The organism is Moorena sp. SIOASIH, assembly GCF_010671925.1.
GTDB lineage: Bacteria > Cyanobacteriota > Cyanobacteriia > Cyanobacteriales > Coleofasciculaceae > Moorena.
On record NZ_JAAHIH010000001.1, the window covers coordinates 1,469,271 to 1,488,458 of the forward strand.

Sequence of the window (19,188 nt, forward strand, 5' to 3'; positions counted from 1 at the left end):
TACGATATGACTCTATCTCCTTCTGTGGATGGCTTCAAGTCACTGTCAGCCGATTTAGTAACACTGATTGACCAGCTACCTAATCTGGAAAATCGTCAATGGATCAAACGGTCTCTAGCAGTGCTAGTGCGACTAACTGAGGAAGAAATTGACCGTCTGGACTGGAAAATAATAACCGCTTCTCTAGAAGATATGGACCGGGCATTTCAAGTTTTTTATCCCTATCGTCATGTCCGGAAAGTTACCATTTTCGGTTCCTCACGCCTTGCGCCAAATACTCCTGAATATCAGCTGGCAGCTGAATTTGCCCATCATTTAACCCAGCAGGGATTTATGGTAATGACTGGTGCTGGTGGTGGCATTATGGAGGCAGGAAACAAAGGTGCTGGCTCTAAGCATTCGTTTGGTCTGAATATTCAACTACCGTTTGAGAACGGAGCAAATTCGTTTATCGCAGGGGATCCCAAGCTGATTGAGTTCAAGTATTTTTTCACTCGCAAGCTATTTTTTATCAAGGAAACTGATGCGCTTACCTTATTTCCTGGTGGCTTTGGTACTCAGGATGAAGCCTTTGAGTCTTTAACCCTTTGTCAAACAGGACGATTAGAACCAACTCCTTTAGTACTGATTGATAAACCTGGTGGCACCTACTGGAAAGATTGGGATGCTTATATTCAAAAGCACCTCATGCAACGGGGTTTGATCAGGCCAGAGGATTCCAGTCTCTATACCATCACAGATAACTTAGATGTGGCTTACGAAACAATTAATCGGTTTTACCGGGTTTATCACTCTAGCCGCTATGTCAGAGATCAATTCGTCATTCGCCTCAAATCTGAGTTGTCAGATGCTGAGCTTGAACAACTAAATCAGGATTTTAGCGATATCTTGGTTCAGGGACGGATTGAGAAAAGTCAGGTTTTACCAGAAGAACTACCTGATGAAACTGCTGAACTCCCCCGTCTGGTTTTCCACTTCAATCGACGAGATATTAGCCGTCTCTACCAGCTACTCGCTACTATTAATCACATGGGTGTTTCTCCAGAAAGTGCAACTCATCCGGAACTGAAATAAGGCTTGGATGCTTGCATCCTTAAAATACACAGGAGGCTCGACCAATGCCAATACCGGTAAATGACCCAATCGAGTGCTGGTAATGGAATTAGAGTAATAACTGAGTTGACGATTTAAGGTACAACACGATACTATCAGTATGTTGTTAACTGTAGCTAGGTGACATTGCACCTCAAACCAACCAAAAGCTGCTGAGTATCTAGGCGTTAACGTCAGCACACTAGCCCGATGGGAAAATCAATCATCCCGACTTATGCAACGAGCCTTCAAGACCAAGTTAAAACTCAATAACAAACAAAAAACCTTGATGGCTCAACACGCTGGGTATTCTAGGTGGGTCTGGAACTGGGCTTTAAACCTGTGGAAGGAAGCCGCATTAGCTGGACTCAAACCTTCAGCCAATAAGTTGAAAAAGTTCTATACTCATCATGTGAAGCCTCAGTATACCTGGCAGTCCACATTAAGTTCTAGGGTTTACCAATTTGCTTTCCTGCACTTAGGAGAAGCATTTAGTCGATTTTTTCAAGGGATTGCTCAACACCCTAAGTTCAAGAAAAAAGGTAGAAATGATAGCTTCACCCTAGATAATTGTGGGAAGGTCATGGAGTTTTCAGGAACTCGATTAAAACTCCCCTTTATTGGATGGGTTAGTACCTATGAACCTCTACCCGAAATCCAGACTAAGCGAGTCACAATCAGTCGAGTAGCTAATTCTTGGTATATCTCTGTAGCCTACGAATTTGAGTCGGAATCTACCCCAAAGTCTAGAGAATATCTGGGTGTTGATGTGGGAGTTAAAGTTTTAGCTACCTGTTCGGATGGGACTGTATTTCATAATCCCAGAGCATACAAGCAAGCTCAAAATAAACTAGCCCGACTTCAAAGAGAACTATCTAGAAGACAGATAGGTTCTAACAACAGAAATAAGACTCAGCTGAAATTAGCGAAAGTTCATCCCATCGCTAACATCCGGAAAGATGCAATCCATAAATTAACCTCTTGGCTTTGCAAGAACCACGCAGTCATTGGGTTAGAAAATTTGAATGTTTCCGGTCTGTTGAAAAACCACAAATTAGCAGGTGCTATAGCCGATGCCGCTCTTTATGAAATTCGTCGCCAGGTCGAATATAAGTCGGAGTGGTACGGCTGCCAACTGGTTTTTGCGGATAGGTTCTATCCATCCACTAAAACCTGTTCAAGCTGTGGTCATGTTCAAGAAATGCCACTCAAAGAACGAGTTTTTAATTGTGAGGCTTGCGATTACACCGCTGATCGTGATCTGAACGCAAGCCTTAATTTAGAACGTTATGCCGAGGGCTTCTCGGTTTAAGCCTGTGGAATAGGAAGTGCCGACACCCTATGAAACCCAGATAATCTGGAGGAAGCAGGAAGGGAACTTTAACACGGTTTCTACCGAGTTATATCAGTTTCTCAGAGCAGCTACTGGATCTTAAAATTCCAGAAGGGGTGCAAGGGCTATCGCATCTAAGTCAACAGACTGCAATAATTTCACCCAATCCTTCATCAGCAGGTCATTGTTAGAATTTTGCTGACGTAGCTTAGCTAGAGCATTAAGGGTATCATACCAGATCCCTGATCTGGCATAGATAATCGCTTTCTGTTCTAATGTCGCTTGGTCTAACTGATTTTTCAGGGATGGGTTGAGTGACATCCGTTTTACCCAGCCTGTCACTACAGGAGACCCCAGTCGCTCACATTTAGCCACAAAGTACCAACGATACTGTTTACCAACCTCAAGGGAGGCGACTGTTGATGGAAGTTCGATGCCTACTACACTTGGTGAGGAGGATGAGGCCACAAATTTAGTCCAGTAGATTTCGTTATGGTTTTCATCTTGTAGCACAAACTCCAAAGGCAAGTCCGGTGTCAGGGCATATGGAACATAAAACCAGAAGGTGGGATGAGAAACAACGGTTAAGCCGAAAACCGATTCTGTTCGCATTTGACCCTCACTGGCCATGCTGGGAGTAGCAGGGACCAAGGCAGTCAAAGGTGGCTCGACTTTTGGACATCGAGGCCCACCACGGGTTGCCGCTGCTTTTCGTTTACCGGGTACGCCTCGTTCCGGTACATTTGGTGGCATCCAAGCTAGACTGATCGCTAATGGCTGTAGAGTTCTTGAAGTAATTCGCTCTTGGTCTAGGTGGTTTTGAGCCACTTCTGCTTTTGGGGAACGTTGATCTGAGTCCAACCGGGAATTACTAGGATTTGCTGTTGAAATTCCTGGCAAGGCAATACTGCTACTAAAGCTGACAATTGCTAATGTCAGTCCTAAGATTGGCGGTGCTAACGGTAGTTTTATCTTGCTCATGATTCATAAAGAGTAATTTTTAAGGAATGTTTCCTTGTGATTGGTCAGGTGATTGGTCAGTTGTTAGTTTTTATCCCTAGTTTTTTCGATTCCCGGTGCGCTTACAGTCGTCGAATTCAATTCGCCACGGGTCGCACCGCCTCTTTGCATGCCTCATGATCACTCAATTGAGTGTATAGCGCTACGGGCAATGGCATTGGCAAGAGGCAAAAGTTTACTACAAAAGCGCAGGTGCGCTTTCCGCATCTAATTATTAAATTCGCCACGGGTCGCACCTTTTTCAGGTTGTATCAATGTCAAACACCTTAATAGGTAGTGCTATATCTAATTTTTACTACTGACCAGTGATTATTTTCTATATCTAGTTTGGGGTCTTCAGTACCTTTTATGCGAAAGTTCCAGTTAAAAAACTCATAAAGCTTACTTTACAAGCGATCCAGCTTCGGAACAGGGGAGGCAGTGGGGCCAAAGGGGTTTCCCACGGGGGAAACAGCGGTGCGGACGCAGGTTTCCTTTGAATTACCGTAAGGAGAGGGGAGCCTTGTCTTGATCCCAATCGCGAGTGGGGGAAACCACTCGGGCAATAATCAAGACAGGAAAATTCTGCTATTCAACTCACAAAATTTTCTGAATACGGCCTTTTTCCACTATTCCCTGCTCCGAAGTCCCTGCTCCGAAGTCCCTGCTCCGAAGTCCGTACTCCGAAGTCCCTTTGCCAGACTGTTTATTTAGCATAACAAGTACCGAAGAACCTTAGTTTGATCTACAATCTAGTAATTGACGAATCCAGAATTTAAAAATGTTTCATTTTCAGGACTTACTTAGCTATTATAGCTTGTGAATTTCGACTATTTATTAGCAGAAAATTATGATTGTGTCAACTGCATTTTGATAGATATAGATAGTTAACAGTTCCGGTAATTCATCCCCAGCTCCAATCTATAATTTAGTTGGGGATAGGCATCCTAAATCAATTGTGATAATTTTTGATACCATATTACCTACGGTGCGCTTGACCTATTAAGAATTAAATTCGCCACGGGTCGCACCGCTCCCTAATCCCTACTCCCTACTCCCTACTCCCTGTTACCTTTGCTAGATAAATGAGTGAATACTATTAGGATCGTGAAGTTTGGTGGCGGACATGAAAATTTACCAAAAATCTTTTTTTTATCAAAAACTGTTTATCATCGTCTTGTTGCTCAGTGTGGGAGTAACATTACTCAGTAGCTGCTCCCCTAACAAAATGGAGAAGTGCAAGCTGATTGAGGTTGAACCCAGGGAAGTTGAGCTAGATATCAAGGACACTGATATTGAAGGATGGGAATTGGAGGTACTTTGTGGTGACCAACTTTGGGATATCCCATGGTCAGAGATTAATCGCTACTTTAAGATTGATCTGAAGAAGTATTACTCGAAGAATCCACAAGCAGCTCAAAGGCAGCTGCAACGACTGGAGCAACGACTAGTTTTCTATAAACAAGACAACAAGAGGGGAAATATCCTATACGGTTCTTTGGATGGTAATTCAGAGTTAGTTGGGGTGAAGGCGAAAAAAGATGATTAAGATTCAACCTGCACCAAGCCCAAGTCTCATCCCCAATACAATGTCTAATAGACCTCTTGCAAAAATAAATATGAAATCAAAATCTATCCCTTTTGCCTTTTGCCGTCTTGATGCAGTCGCTCATGGGGGAAACCACGGCAGTCGCTCATGGGGGAGACCCCCAAGACCGCGCTGCCTCCCCAAGACCGCGCTGCATCGCTTTTGCCTTTTGCCTTGTCTTCACCAAGGTTGATCAGACTTATGCAAGAGGTCTAATGTCTACTGACCCTTATGCTTGGCTAAAGCTATCCCTGGCCACGATTGAGAAAGCCAATTGGTATCGTTCAGTACAAACTCTACAAAGTATGCCTGGTGCTGTGGTGCAACTGGAAGGGCGAGAGGTGATTAACTTTGCTAGTAATGACTATCTGGGACTGGCGGGCTCTCCTCCTTTAATCGAAGCCGCAGTTACTGCTACTAAGGACTATGGTACTGGTAGCACTGGTTCGAGATTACTCACTGGACACCGGGAACTGCATAGACATTTGGAAAATGCGATCGCATCTCTCAAACAAACTGAAGATGCGATAGTCTATAGCTCTGGGTATTTAGCAAATATAGGTACGATTGCGGCTTTAGTAGGGAAACGGGATTTAATCCTAGGGGATCAATACAACCACTCCAGCCTAAAAAATGGGGCAATTTTGAGCGGTGCCCAGGTAATCGATTATGAGCACTGCAATATGGCTTCTTTGCAGGGTCAACTGGTTCAATACCGACAACAATACCGTCGCTGCTTAATTGTTACTGATAGTGTCTTTAGCATGGATGGTGATTTATGCCCCTTGCCTGAGCTATTAGGGTTGGCAAACCAATTTAATTGTATGCTCCTGGTGGATGAAGCCCATGCTACGGGAGTTTTGGGCGCTACAGGGGCTGGGTGTGTAGAACATTTTGGCTGTACTGGAGAAACGATTATTCAAGTTGGCACCCTCAGTAAAGCTTTGGGGAGTTTGGGAGGGTATGTGGCTGGTTCAGCAGTTTTAATTGATTTCCTCCGAAATCGTTCTCCTAGCTGGATTTACACCACTGCTTTATCTCCAGCAGATACAGCAGCAGCATTGGCAGCAATCCAAATTGTCCAACAAGAACCAGAACGGTGCGCTCAACTGAGGAATAATGTAGAGACTCTCAAACAGTTAATTACTAAGCAGCTGCCTAATCTCAAATGTTTGCCTTCTGAGTCGCCTATCCTGTGCATTTCCATAAACAGTGCTACTGAGGCTCTTGCTGTTGGCGAAACCTTGAAAGCGGCTGGTATCTTTGCCCCTGCTATTCGTCCTCCGACAGTGCCTACGAGTCGGATTCGGATCTCAGTTATGGCAACTCATACACTGGATCATTTCCAGCAGTTAGTTGCTGCTTTGGAGACCTGTGAGAGTTCAAAATAGGTAATAAAACACGAGTTGGATAATCCTCTCCACAACTCACCATCAAAGTAATAATCTGAGCATCCATCAATCGACTTTCACCAGGGAAAGCCCCAGTGCCGGAATTCACTGGATAAGCGGGAAAACAAGCCCCGCTTAAGCTCAAGCGCAACTGATTCCCTTTAGCAATACGCACACAAGTTGCCTGCAATCTAATACGCCACGGATTAGTATTGTCCCCAGGATTCACCCGCCCATATCCCTGAGTGATATTGTAAACCCTGCCATCGGGATGGACTTCCGACAACACTGCACAGATATCAAAACTGGGAGTATCAGCGGTGCAAAACACCTCTACCAGCACATCCCCTACCAAATGTAAATTTTCTGCTAAGGGTTCAGAGGTGTAGGTTAAAACATCTGTGCGACAATCTATGGCAGTGCGATCGCATGAACCGACTGGCATAGCTGCATGACCCCCCATTGCTGGAACTGGACGCCAAGGGTCATGAACTAATAGATCACAGGATACATCACAGGTATGCTGGATTTGGGATACTCCCTCTGTCTCCGATAGCTGTTGCATTTCTTGAGACTCTTCTGGAACTAATTTTCCAGAATCTTCCCTGACACTGGCTAAACCGGAAGTTACCAGATAATAAGATTTCTGATTGCCATCAGGCCAACTATCAAAATAACGCCACCGATTAGTTCCCATCTCAAATAGACAAACAGGCGGTTGCTCAACCACGTTGGTATCAATTCCCTTGAGGAACTGGTCAAACCAACGCACTTGCAAGCCATCAACGGGACTATTTGCCTGGGTACCATAATCCACTGCTCCCACTTTACGCCCCCAAGGCAGGTGCGCCCAAGGTCCAATGAGCAGATGCTGGGGCGAACAGCCATCAGATGCCATATCCTTATATAAATTAAGTGTCCCTCGCAAAAATGGGTCAAACCATCCGCCAATGTGTAACATTGGCATGTCTACATCCTGCATCATTCCCTTGGGAGATAGTTTTTCCCAGTATTCATCTGGGTGAGGATGGTCTAACCAGTCGTGATAAAAGGAGTCTGGTGCTAAGTCTTGGAGAATTTGAGGACAAGCAGGAATTGGGTCATACAGGGGTAAATTCCGAGATGCTGCATACAGCAGTTGATAGGCTTGCTCATCTTTCCGCAATCGTGCCGTTTCTGTTGCTAATTGTATCGCCCAACCCAGATTAGCTTGTAAACAAAACGCCCCTCCTTCATAGGCCCAATCGCTATATAAATCATAGCCAATCATCGCTGGACAGATAGTTTTCAGGGCCGTGGGATAGGTGGCAGCAGCATACAGTTGAGTCATCCCCTGATAGGAAAAGCCGTACATGCCCACATCCCCAGTGCTACCGGGTAAACTTGCTGCCCAGTTAACACTATCAAAGCCATCTTCGACTTCGTGGGCAAACAAATCAAACTTACCGTCTGAAGTGCCCCTCCCCCTGACATCTTGAATCACCACAATGTAACCCTGGGCAGCATACCAAGTGGGATGAGCATAGACTACCGTAGATGCGATCGCTCTTCCATAGGGTTGCCGCATCAGCAAGACCGGAAACTCACCAGCACTATCGGGACGGTAGATATCCGCATCCAGCCGTACTCCATCCCGTGTTACCATTGATGCCGTTTCTTGTTTTACCTTCAACCTTCCAACCTTGGCCAAAAGGCCACGCTACGCGAACAAGCTGTCACCTCTAACAAACCTTCAACCTTCCAACCTTCAACCTTCCAACCTTCAACCTTCCAACCTTCAACCTTCCAACCTTCAACCTTCCAACCTTCAACCTTCCAACCTTCAACCTTCCAACCTTCAACCTTCAACCTTCCAACCTGCCACCTGTAACTTCTAGTCATCCCAACATAGGGATAGCTACAAAATTCATCAACAAACTTACTAGAATCACCCCTACTATATTTAAAACTAATCCTACCTTAACCATGGTAGAAATTGGAAAATATTCCTGAGAGTAAACTATTGCATTGGGAGGAGTTGCGACTGGCAGCATAAAGGCGAAGGAAGCAGAAATTGCGGCGGGCCACATCAACAAAGCAGGTGAGACATTTATAATCGGTGCAGCAGTAGCTAAGATAGGCATGATCAGAGCTGTGGTTGCTGTATTCGAGGTCACTTCTGTTAAAAATGTCATAAATACACAGATGCAAACTACCATTAAAACCGTTGAAATTCCCTGCAATCCGATTTGTAAATTATCCCCTAGGAATTGAGACAATCCTGACGCAGCAAACCCTTTAGAAATTGCAATTCCACCACCAAATAGCAGCAATATTCCCCAAGGAATTTTTACAGCGGTTTCCCAGTCTAGGAGGTTGATTTTATCCCCCGTCTCTGTTTTCACAGGAAGTATAAACATGATCACAGCAATTAGGGCAGCCACACTGGAATCATGAACAAAGTTAGCCACCCCCAGATAGCTTGCCCAACCAGTTAATGTAAAGGAACCGATGGTGATATCTCCCATAAAAATCCACAACAATACTGTTAACCCAAATAAAATAGCAACGGATTTTTCTCCCTGAGACATTTTACCCAGTTTCTGGACTTCTTTGTCTGGAATATTAAAATAGTATGACGATAAACTGTTATTATCAAGCTTGACTGTAATTTTAGTTAAATATATCCAAGTTAAAAAGATAAATATCAAAACAGCTGGCACTCCCACCATCATCCATTGATAAAATGTAATGGCGGTATTGTCTGGAAAGTTTTCTTTTAATTGTGCCAGAAATATCAGGTTAGGTGGAGTCCCGATCGGAGTTCCAATTCCACCAATATTAGCGGCGTAGGCAATTCCCAGCATTAGGGAAGTTCCCAGAGTTTTACCTACATCAATATTGGGATTGGCAAGAGCCGTTTCTTCGATAATAGAAATAGCGATTGGCAGCATCATCAAGGTTATAGCTGTATTCGATATCCACATCGACAATACTGCTGTTGCTAGCATAAACCCCAAAATTAACCTGGTCGGTTGGGTACCAACAATGCTAATAATCTGGAAAGCAATCCGCTGATGTAGGTTATATTTTTCAACCGCTTTAGCAATAAAAAAAACTGCCATCAATAACAATACTACATCAGAAGCATAGGCGGAAGCAACCTCTTCAGCAGAAATAATTCCTAAAAATGGAAATAAACCCAAGGGAATAATCGAGGTGGCGGCAATCGGGATAGTTTCAGCAATCCAAAAAATTGCCATGAGAAGCGTTGCTCCTAGCATTCTCACAGCAGTTGGTGGTAAATTTTCAGGGAGTAATGCTGGAAAAAATGAAAGGAGCCAGCATAAGGTAAAAATACTAACTCCTAGGTAAAAGCTTTTTTTCATCAATAGGACTTACGCAGTAACTCTACTTCTAGTAGTAAGGTGCTTTATTAACGAACCCTACACTATCACCACGTTTGGAGTCCAGTTTTCCGTAAGTCCTGTTGTAAGCATATGCGCTACGCGCACGCTACGCGAACAGCTGTCAGCCGTGAGCTTTTAGCTCACGCTACGCGAACAGCTGTCAGCTATCATGCTAAAATAAACCTCTAAGGAGAGAATTTAAAGGTGCGCTTGACCCATTAAGAATTAAATTCGATATAGGTGCGCGCCTAATAGTTCGAAATTAATGATAATTGAAAGTCTGGGCAAAAGCCCATCTAATCATATTCTGATAGCTGATAGCTGATTGCTGATAGCTGATAGCTGATTGCTGTCAAGTGATTAACAGTCCCAGATATCCAGCTATTACATTATTCAACAAGCTACCAACATATCTTGACGCCCAAGCACTCTCAAATCCTCTTGATCGAATTCAACAGGTGTACCACTGCGAACTAGTTCAGCAAAGTCCTCATTAGGCACCATCCAGCACAGGGTATACAAGCGCTCAGTGCCAGTATTTCTAATTTCATGAATTCCTGTAGGCGGAACTAATAAAGTATCTCCAGTCCGCAGCTGAACGATTTTGCCATCACAGCTAGCTAAGCCTTGACCCTTGAGGATATAGAACATTTCTACTCCAATTTGATGATAATGGAGCGGAGTCTTTCCTCCTGGCTCAAAAATCTCTACACAAAATGTTATTGAAGCATTAGCACTGTCTGGATCGAAGACAATGGCTAAGCGATTTTTATCCTGGGGACTAATACGATAAGCTTGGTAGTCTTTGGGAGACATAACTACGGGAATCATGCAACGATTATCCATGGTTTAGTTATTACTGTTGAGGGTTGACTGTTGAGAATTTAATTGATAACTTAATTAGTTAAATGCTTTGAGAGTTGTCGGAAAATATTTGACCAACTCAAAGCCAAGCATTGGTTAGAATTGTAAATGGTAACTTGTAGTGAGTAATGTTAGTCAATCATCTAGTAAGATAGTGGCAGCATAGTCTTTGAATAGCTGTAGTTTACTTTATCTACCAATCCCTAGCTCTTAAATTTAAGATTATCTAAATTTTTTGGGGCGATTGACTTAATTCGGTATAGTTTGTAAAGAAATATGAAATAGCCCTGGAATTTCCCTAAACCCCACAGCCTATACTCCACATTTTTTTTGGGGGGATTGACTTAATCTGGGACAGTTTGTAAAGAAATATGAAATACCCCTTGAATTATCCTACACCCCACAGCCTATACTCCACCTTAACCAGCAATCTTGATTTTTCTCTAGGTACTGAATAAATATGGGTAATATCATGTCAGGATAATTACCCTTAATAAAAACTCCCCCATCTCCCCATCTCCCCATCTCCCCACCCTCCCCACACTTTTATTATGGGTATTCAACCGAACTTGATATAAATACTTAATCGGTAGGGGGTTGACAAAATTACCTTTTACCTGATTATTTTTAGGGTTTTCCATGGCGTCGAATCAGATAATCCAAGATTCGGTCTCATCTTTCCACAGCGGCATTAGTGGAAACCGGTTGCGCGCGCTAGTTGTTCTTGTAGAGCCGTGAATCGTTCGATACTTGGAGCAAGCGATCGCTTTAATTCAAATACTAAACATCTGAAACAGTTTACTTATCTTGTGATGACCATCCTCTGAATCTTGCTGAGATTTGACTTCCTGTTGGTGAAGTAGGGCATTCTCCAACACTTGTTCAATGCGATCGCATAAAATAAACTCGATTTGGTTACGCACATCGTCGGGCACGTCAACTAGGTCTTTCTGATTCTGTTGCGGTAACAGCACTCTTTTGATGCCAGTCCGGTGCGCTGCTAACACCTTTTCTCGCACTCCACCAATGGGGAGTACTTCACCACTGAGGTTAATTTCTCCCGTCATGGCAGTATCCGTGCGTACCGATTGATTCATCAACAGGGATGCGATCGCTGTTACCATAGTTACCCCTGCAGAGGGTCCATCTTTGGGAATTGCACCGGCTGGCACATGGAGGTGTAAGCCATTATCTTTAAATGCACTCAAGTCAATTCCCACAGATGCAGCATGAGACCAGACATAGGAGCGAGCAATCTGAGCCGACTCCTGCATTACTTCCCCAAGCTGACCGGTGAGCATCAAGTCTTTACCCTGGGGTAAGAAGACAGCCTCAACAAAGAGGACTTCTCCTCCTTGGAGAGTCCAAGCCAGACCTGTCGCTACTCCAGGTTGTGTAGTTTTGCGGATCTGTTCGAGCAGAAAGCGCCTTGGTCCGAGTGACGCTTCCAACTGTTCCGGATCGATTGCCATTGGCTCAGTTTTACCATTGGCATACTGAACAGCAACTTTGCGGCACAGAGTCCCTAGTTGTTGCTCTAGTTTACGTACTCCTGCCTCACGGGTGTAGTTTTCAATCACCTGGCGTAGGGTTTCTGTGGGTAGTTCCACAGCATTAGCTGGCAGTCCTGCCTTTTCGATCTGTCGAGGCAATAGGTATTTCTGAGCGATCGCAATTTTCTCCTGTTCGGAATACCCGGATAATTCAATAATTTCCAGCCGATCTATTAGTGGAGGGGGAACACGAGATAGGTCATTAGCGGTACCAATGAAGATAATCTGGGACAGATCGAAGTCCAAATCCAAGTATAGGTCTCGGAAACTATGGTTTTGCTGTGGATCAAGGATTTCTAGTAATACAGAGGCAGGGTCACCACGATAGTCCATACCCACCTTATCCAACTCATCTAGCATAATCACTGGGTTCTTCACCCCAGCTCGATATAGCGCCTGTATGATCCGACCTGGCATAGCACCGATATAGGTGCGACGGTGACCCCTTAACTCTGCCTCATCCCGTAACCCACCCAGGCTGACTCGCTCGAAGGGACGACCCAAAGCATGAGCAATCGAGCGACCTAGACTGGTTTTACCTACCCCCGGAGGACCAGCAAAACAAATTACTGTACCGATGGTGTAGCGCTGATCTGGTTTCTGTGGCTGTTCAGCATCCCTTGTTTCGAGATCCTGCTGAGTCCGAGCCATTTGTTTGAGCTTGAAGGTAGCTAGGTGTTCGATAATACGTTCTTTAATTTTGGTCAGGCCATGGTGATCGGCATCAAGGACTTCCCTAGCATGTTGCAGATCCAGGTTGTCCTGTACCGTCTTGTTCCAAGGCATCTCCAACAGCCAGTCCAGGTAAGTGCGAATCACCCCACCTTCTGCCGAGGCATTCCCAATACGTTCTAAGCGAGCTAATTCTCGTTTCGCTTGCTTTTGGGCAGTTTCCGGTAATTGGCCTTCCTTGATCCGAGCCCGCAATTCCTCAATTTCCTGACTATCGGGATCGAGCTCACCTAATTCCTCTTGAATTTGCTTCAGTTGCTGGCGCAGGAAGAATTCCCGCTGCTGCCCCTCAATTTCCTTTTTGGTCTCTCCCAGAATTTCTTTACGCAGGCGCTGGACTTCTACCTCCTGCTTCAAATCCGCCAGCATTTGACGCAAGAGCATCTCCAGGTTTTCCTCCTCTAACACTGCCTGCATTTCGTGAACATCCTGCTGTAACAAGATGGAGGTCTGGTAAGCCAACTGGGCTGGATCATCGCTATGCAATAAGACTGCTAGAAGTTCTTCAGGGAAGTTGGAATTTAACATTGCAGCCTCTTGCCACAGGGATTGAATCGCACTAGTTAGGGCTGCTAGGGTCTGTTGTTCTGTTCCTGCTGCGATCGCTGTTTCTGTAGTAACTTGAGGCAGGAGTTGATAGTTAACAGTGTAGGTGGGTTCGGTCTGAATTAATTGCTCAATTCGGACTCGCTCAAGACCTTCAATGATCAGTTGGACTGGTCCGATGGGTAGCCTGCTCATTTTTTTGACCACAGCCAGGGTAGCAACCGGATAGATCTCCTCGAGGCTATTAATTTCAGCTTTTTCGTCTTCCTCCAGTCGCCCCTGGGCTTCTGGGCGAATCGCAGCCACAATTAGCTGCTTGTGCTCAGTGATCATGGTTGACTCAGCGACTGCCACAGAACGACGCCTACCTGCTACGATTGGTAGCGTAATCCCTGGGAGTAATACAATATTGCGCAAGGGAAGTAGTAAGCTGGTTTCCAGCTGTTTCTCTTGCCTGGAAAATACGCTAGCAGTGATATCCATAAAACCTTCCTCTCCCATCGATTCACGTTCTACCTTTCGCCATCTCCGGGATATTTTGGTTGCAGCGAGCAGGTAAGCAATCTCAACAACTCACTTTGGCCTATATTTCAATTTTATGGTATTTTTTGTATGTCTGGAGGCTAAACCGTATGATTAATACTCTACCTTATCGGTTTTGTCTTGCCATTCTTGGAAAGCTCTTAAGGCTTCATCTCGCATCAATTGAATTATTGGAAGTTTGCGATCGCTTATCGGCAAGTCCAATTCCTCGTAAATGAACTGGTCATCAAATCCAATTTGAGCGGCATCAGCTTTAGTATTGGCATAGTAAACCTTGTCCAGCCTAGCCCAGTAGATCGCCCCGAGGCACATCGGGCATGGCTCACAGCTAGTATAGAGTTCGCAACCGGTCAGTTGAAAAGTCTGTAAGACCTTGCAGGCATCACGGATAGCTACAATTTCAGCATGTGCCGTAGGATCATTCGTGGAGGTGACTTGATTATGAGCTTTGGCAATAATCTCTCCATCCTTGACAACCACTGCTCCAAACGGACCTCCCTTTCCAGACCTAACGCTGATCACAGATAGAGCAATGGCCTCGTTCATAAACCGACTTTTGGGCTGTGTCATGAATTTCCATGGTTTAGAATTCTCGCTTCGCCATGATAGCTCAGTCGTCAGGTGCGCAATTTGAAGAAGGTGGGTTACGGCGCTTTCAACGACTGATTGGTAATCCCTCAAATCCTGGCCGCGCCTAACCCACCCTACGGAATATCTAGGGCTTTGTCTTAACCTCGTGTCAATTTGATGTGCTCCATAATTTTCTGCTTCCTAGCCTCTGATCAGGAAGGCTGCTGCTGAGGCAGTTCCGTAGTTTTCTGGAGGTGCTCCATAATTTTCTGTTTGCGTTGTTCTTCTGAATTGACATCTCCCCCGGTTGAAACACGGGGGATTCTACAAGGTTGTTACGCGGCAGGTTGAAACCGTGCCGCTCCACATCTTGTTCGATATGATCTAGACAGAGATCCAAAAAGATCATATCGATGTGGGAGTGTCAAGCTCCCTCTACCCACCTTGGTAAGGTCGAGACCTAACTGTGTGGCTACTTTCCTGGCGATATTGGCGGCACCATTGCAATCCGCATTTACCAGGTCACCAAAAGAAGTTTTGTACATTCCACGCTTTACCCGTTTTCCTGACGGTGTCCATCCTTGGGGTTTTTCACCATGTTTTGGGAGGCTGTCGTCATCTAGGTAAGACGCTTTACTGGTGTACGCTTCTTCGGTAACTGTTAGTTTTATTCCATATTCGCAGGCTAGTTGCTTTAATCGCTCAATCAGTCTTTTAGTGGGAATTACGACGAAGTTTTGATTTCCCCGTCGCCCCATATTTATTGAATTTTTTTGTCGTTCATTCCACCCAATAATTAGATTTCCAATACGATCACTCAAACACCGATTGATAATAAAACGGGCAGCCTTGTTGATTCCATCACGCATCTGGTTATTGCGTTTTCTTTGAACCCTATCCAGGTTCGCATCCCAATAAAACTCAGGCTTCCCTGCTTTGTACTTAGCAACCAACCGGGCATAACCCTGATTCAGAGATTTGAGCTTTTTGCCATCAATAATTAGGCTTTTCCCATGAGTTGAAACTCCGGTCAGCCAATTATCTCCACCATGATCAAAGCTCCAAGCTTGAGAATAATCCAAATTAGAATTTTGTTCTACTGGTTGCTTTCCATTATCAATAACCCAATCGATCCAGAGCTGTCCTAGATATGGGCGAATGGTTACCTCTTTTACCCAGTCTGGATCTATGAATCCTGGTGGTTCTAAGGTGATTTCAGTAATTAATTCTGGCTTACTTTCTTTGCTAATGGACGGATAAAATAAACCTTTTTTGTAAGTAAGTGCCTGGCGAGGAAAGGTAACAGCAGCTAGACCCCCTTTTTGGCGATACCTGATCAGCTTTGGTCTATCTACCTGACCTTTATAGTAAAGGCCGACTAATTGGTTATAGCTAGCAATTGACTCGGCTACAGTTTTGAGGGTTTGTTGCGCTGATTGAGCCGCCATAGCCTTGTAATGAGGGTTTTCTTTAAAGCTTTTACATAGCTCAGCATACTTCACAGCGCACTTGTACGTTTTCCATCCGTACCTTAGATCGTCTCCGCGCCAGTAAGTTGTCAATGCTTCTGGTTGCTGCTCCAACCAACTATAATGTTTTTGCTTGGAGTAATAGGTGGCACAATTCCACAAACTATTGGCCTGTTCGCACTGAAATAACCAAAAAGCATTTTCTTCGTCCGTGAATGTCCCTTTGATTGGAATTGTTCTGTACATATTTTTATCACCTCCTTACTTATTATTATAACTTGAATGGATACGGCGGGTTGAAACCCGCCGCGTCTGTTTCATCCCCTACGCGCGAAAGAAGGGGCTCTCACATTCCCGGATTTCTTGGTAGCCATAGTTAATATATTGATAAATATTGCATTACATTAACTTATATTAAGATTTATCGGCTCATATGGCAAGCTCAAATCCCCATCTTCCCCTCAGGCTTCAAGCTGCTGGAGTTTTTGGGGTGCTAAACCCAGCATCTGTTGATATTTGATATAATTGAGTGTTTACAATTCAATACCGAAGTTCTTCTCAAGAAGCTGGTGGTTCCGATTGCGTTCGCGAAGCGGTTCCAAAGGAACATCCCATTATCCACAATCCCTGTCAAAAAATTTTTTTCTCAGCTTGAGAAAGAGGATGCTTAGCAGTTATCAGCACTTTGTAACTTCCCCAATTGATAACTGCTATAGAGAGTAATTCTATAATAAAAAAATGACCTATTATTAGCTTCGGAGACCAAACTAATGGTAGTGACGAAACCGAGGGCAGATCGGGTGGTTTTACATAACATTTCCTGGGAACAGTTTGAAAATCTGCTGCTGGATTTAGGTGACCATCGATCTGCTCGTTTAGCCTATGATTATGGTACCCTTGAGATTATGACTCCTTTAGCTGAACATGAATATTATAAAGAGGTGATTGGTGACCTAGTTAAAGAGCTGGCAGATGAACTAGATTTCGACTACGAAAGTTTAGGGTCAACAACCTGGCGGCGAGAGAGTAGCTTAGCTGGGGTAGAAGCAGATAATTGTTTTTATATCCAAAATGAAGCGGCGATTCGAGGCAGGTTGGACTTAGATCTCAACCAAGATCCCCCCCCAGATCTCGCTCTAGAAATTGATATAACTAGTAAATCACTGCCTCGTTTGCCAATCTATGCTCGCTTAGGAGTCCCAGAAATCTGGTGCTATGATTCTGGCAAACTAACAATTTACTTACTGCAAGAGGGTGAGTATGTAGAACAAGCAAAGAGTAGGGTTTTTCCTGAGTTACCGATTCAAGAGCTTCCTAGTTTAATTGAGCGCCATCGGGCTGATGGTAGGCGGGCAATTCGGCGAGCAGTGCGAGATTGGGCAAGGAACTATTTTTAAAACATTCGATATTTTTGGATAATATTTAAGTATTATTAATGTCAAGTAATAAAGAATTATACCGTTGCTCATACTTATAAGGTAAAGTCAAATTTATTCCCCCTACTCCCTACTCCCTACTCCCTACTCCCTAAAATTCCAAGGGCGTAAGTAACTTACCCAATTGAAAACCGCTATAACTGCTATAGTTATAAACGGCAAACCATCAGATGCACTACCAATCAAAGTATGCCTAAGGCTGATGTTATTGGATTAGGACGGTCAGGTCTTGCAGCCGCAAGACTCCTAAGAAAAGAAGGTTGGGATGTCACTCTCAGCGATGCTGCTAGCCCTGAACGCATCGCTGCACGTTATACCCCAGAAGACTGGCAACACCAACAACAACAACTTGCCAGAGACGGAATTAACCTTAAACTGGGTTATTCCCTAACCCTAGAGCCTTCAGACTTACCCCAGCTGATTGTAGTTAGTCCCGGTGTTCCCTGGGATATACCAGTCTTAGTTGCTGCCAGGACCCAAGGCATTGAAACCATAGGGGAAATAGAACTAGCTTGGCGTTATCTCCAATCCCCATGGGTAGCTGTTACTGGTACTAACGGCAAAACTACTACCACCTCCCTGATTGCTGCTATTTTTCAAGAAGCTGGTTTCCATGCCCCCGCCTGCGGTAACATTGGTTATGCCGCTTGCGAACTCCTGCTAGCACCAGAAATCACGGGCAAACCCCAGGAAACACCCCCAATCGATTGGGTAATAGGGGAAATCAGTAGTTACCAAATCGAATCTTCTAAAGACCTTGCCCCTCGTATTGGTGTCTTGACAACCTTGACCCCTGACCACCTCAGCCGCCACAAAACCCTGGAAAACTATTATGACATCAAGGCGTCTTTACTGCGTCGGTCCCAGTTACAAGTTATAAATGGGGATGACCCTTACCTGGGGAATTTGGGAGTAGACTATTGGCCCGATGCCTATTGGATCAGTATCACAGGTGGTCAGGGGGACAGGAATTTTAAACCTTGGGCTTACATCCAAGATGACTGGGTGATAGCAGACTCAGAACCGATCTTGCCAGTGAAATCCTTACAGATGGTTGGAGATCACAATCGACAAAATTTATTAATGGCAGTGGCAACAGCACGATTGGCAGGAATTGAGAAAAATGCGATCGCATCCGCCATTGCCAAGTTTCCTGGTGTGCCCCATCGCCTAGAAAAGGTGATTACCTGGCAGGGGATAGACTTCATCAATGATAGTAAAGCCACCAACTATGATGCAGCTCAAGTCGGTTTAGCCTCAGTAGCTGCACCCACTATTCTAATTGCTGGTGGTGAAGCCAAAGCTGGTGATGATACCAGTTGGATTGAGACCATTAAACTCAAAGCAGCGGTTGTCTTACTCATTGGTGAAGCTGCACCTGCTTTTGCGGCACGCCTTAAGGAAGCTAGCTATTCCAGTTACGAAATTGTGGAAACTATGGCGAAAGCGGTACCAAGAGCAGCAGAACTCGCTCAACAGTATAATTCTAGTGTTGTCCTGCTTTCTCCTGCCTGTGCTAGCTTTGACCAATACCAAAGCTTTGAACATCGCGGGGATGATTTCCGCAGGTTGTGTCAGCAGCAGTTCAGTACTATAGCAAAGGGAACAGGGAACAGGGAACAGGGAACAGGAACCCACCCCTAACCCCTCCCAGGAGGGGAACGGGAGTAGGGAATATGGCAT

General features: G+C 44.6%; 15 protein-coding genes. 7 read left to right on the forward strand and 8 right to left on the reverse strand.

The annotated features are described in order from the left end of the window. Positions 1-6 precede the first annotated feature (6 nt). Together F6J90_RS06420 and F6J90_RS06425 are read left to right on the forward strand one after the other, a co-directional pair. The gene (locus F6J90_RS06420) at positions 7-1,074 is read left to right on the forward strand and encodes an LOG family protein (RefSeq protein ID WP_293091620.1); all 1,068 of its coding nucleotides are present in this window, start codon (positions 7-9) and stop codon (positions 1,072-1,074) included. A 253-nt stretch (positions 1,075-1,327) separates the two neighbouring features. Next, positions 1,328-2,404, forward strand: coding sequence for an RNA-guided endonuclease TnpB family protein (locus F6J90_RS06425; protein WP_293091621.1), 1,077 nt, complete (start codon positions 1,328-1,330; stop codon positions 2,402-2,404). Positions 2,405-2,524: 120 nt separating this feature from the next. Here F6J90_RS06425 and F6J90_RS06430 read toward each other — a convergent pair whose 3' ends face one another. Next, positions 2,525-3,406, reverse strand: coding sequence for a DUF928 domain-containing protein (locus F6J90_RS06430; protein WP_293091622.1), 882 nt, complete (start codon positions 3,404-3,406; stop codon positions 2,525-2,527). Between the two features lie 1,144 nt (positions 3,407-4,550). Between F6J90_RS06430 and F6J90_RS06435 the strand changes: the two genes are divergently transcribed. Continuing rightward, on the forward strand, positions 4,551-4,973 hold the full coding sequence (locus F6J90_RS06435; protein WP_293091623.1) for a hypothetical protein: 423 nt from the start codon (positions 4,551-4,553) through the stop codon (positions 4,971-4,973). Positions 4,974-5,227: 254 nt separating this feature from the next. Beyond that, on the forward strand, positions 5,228-6,403 hold the full coding sequence (bioF, locus tag F6J90_RS06440) for an 8-amino-7-oxononanoate synthase (protein WP_293091857.1): 1,176 nt from the start codon (positions 5,228-5,230) through the stop codon (positions 6,401-6,403). Here the strand turns inward: bioF and F6J90_RS06445 are convergent. Continuing rightward, a complete protein-coding gene (locus F6J90_RS06445) occupies positions 6,330-8,048 on the reverse strand; it encodes a CocE/NonD family hydrolase (RefSeq protein WP_293091624.1) in 1,719 nt (572 codons plus the stop codon). The genes bioF and F6J90_RS06445 overlap by 74 nt on opposite strands. Positions 8,049-8,060: 12 nt before the next feature. Here F6J90_RS06445 and F6J90_RS06450 point away from each other — a divergent pair, with 12 nt between their 5' ends. Beyond that, positions 8,061-8,273 (forward strand): hypothetical protein, encoded by a 213-nt coding sequence (locus tag F6J90_RS06450; protein ID WP_293091625.1) that lies wholly within the window; start codon positions 8,061-8,063, stop codon positions 8,271-8,273. A 7-nt stretch (positions 8,274-8,280) separates the two neighbouring features. Here the strand turns inward: F6J90_RS06450 and F6J90_RS06455 are convergent, their stop codons facing one another. The 6 genes from F6J90_RS06455 to F6J90_RS06480 form a co-directional block, all read right to left on the reverse strand. After that, positions 8,281-9,771: an SLC13 family permease gene (locus tag F6J90_RS06455; protein WP_293091626.1), complete on the reverse strand. Its 1,491-nt coding sequence runs from the start codon at positions 9,769-9,771 to the stop codon at positions 8,281-8,283. 414 nt (positions 9,772-10,185) lie between these two features. After that, positions 10,186-10,638, reverse strand: coding sequence for a cupin domain-containing protein (locus F6J90_RS06460; protein WP_293091627.1), 453 nt, complete (start codon positions 10,636-10,638; stop codon positions 10,186-10,188). Between the two features lie 488 nt (positions 10,639-11,126). Beyond that, a complete protein-coding gene (locus F6J90_RS06465; protein ID WP_293091628.1) occupies positions 11,127-11,297 on the reverse strand; it encodes a hypothetical protein in 171 nt (56 codons plus the stop codon). Positions 11,298-11,429: 132 nt separating this feature from the next. After that, positions 11,430-13,970 carry an endopeptidase La gene (gene lon / locus F6J90_RS06470; RefSeq protein ID WP_293091629.1) on the reverse strand — a complete coding sequence of 847 codons (2,541 nt, stop codon included), beginning with the start codon at positions 13,968-13,970 and terminating at the stop codon, positions 11,430-11,432. A gap of 153 nt (positions 13,971-14,123) precedes the next feature. Then, positions 14,124-14,600, reverse strand: coding sequence for a nucleoside deaminase (locus tag F6J90_RS06475; RefSeq protein ID WP_293091630.1), 477 nt, complete (start codon positions 14,598-14,600; stop codon positions 14,124-14,126). Between the two features lie 335 nt (positions 14,601-14,935). Further along, entirely contained in the window at positions 14,936-16,315 is a 1,380-nt protein-coding gene (locus F6J90_RS06480) for a transposase (RefSeq protein ID WP_293091631.1), read from the reverse strand. Between the two features lie 524 nt (positions 16,316-16,839). Here F6J90_RS06480 and F6J90_RS06485 point away from each other — a divergent pair. After that, the gene (locus tag F6J90_RS06485; protein WP_293091632.1) at positions 16,840-17,466 is read left to right on the forward strand and encodes a Uma2 family endonuclease; all 627 of its coding nucleotides are present in this window, start codon (positions 16,840-16,842) and stop codon (positions 17,464-17,466) included. A gap of 228 nt (positions 17,467-17,694) precedes the next feature. Continuing rightward, entirely contained in the window at positions 17,695-19,149 is a 1,455-nt protein-coding gene (gene murD, locus F6J90_RS06490; RefSeq protein ID WP_293091633.1) for a UDP-N-acetylmuramoyl-L-alanine--D-glutamate ligase, read from the forward strand. Positions 19,150-19,188 lie beyond the last annotated feature (39 nt).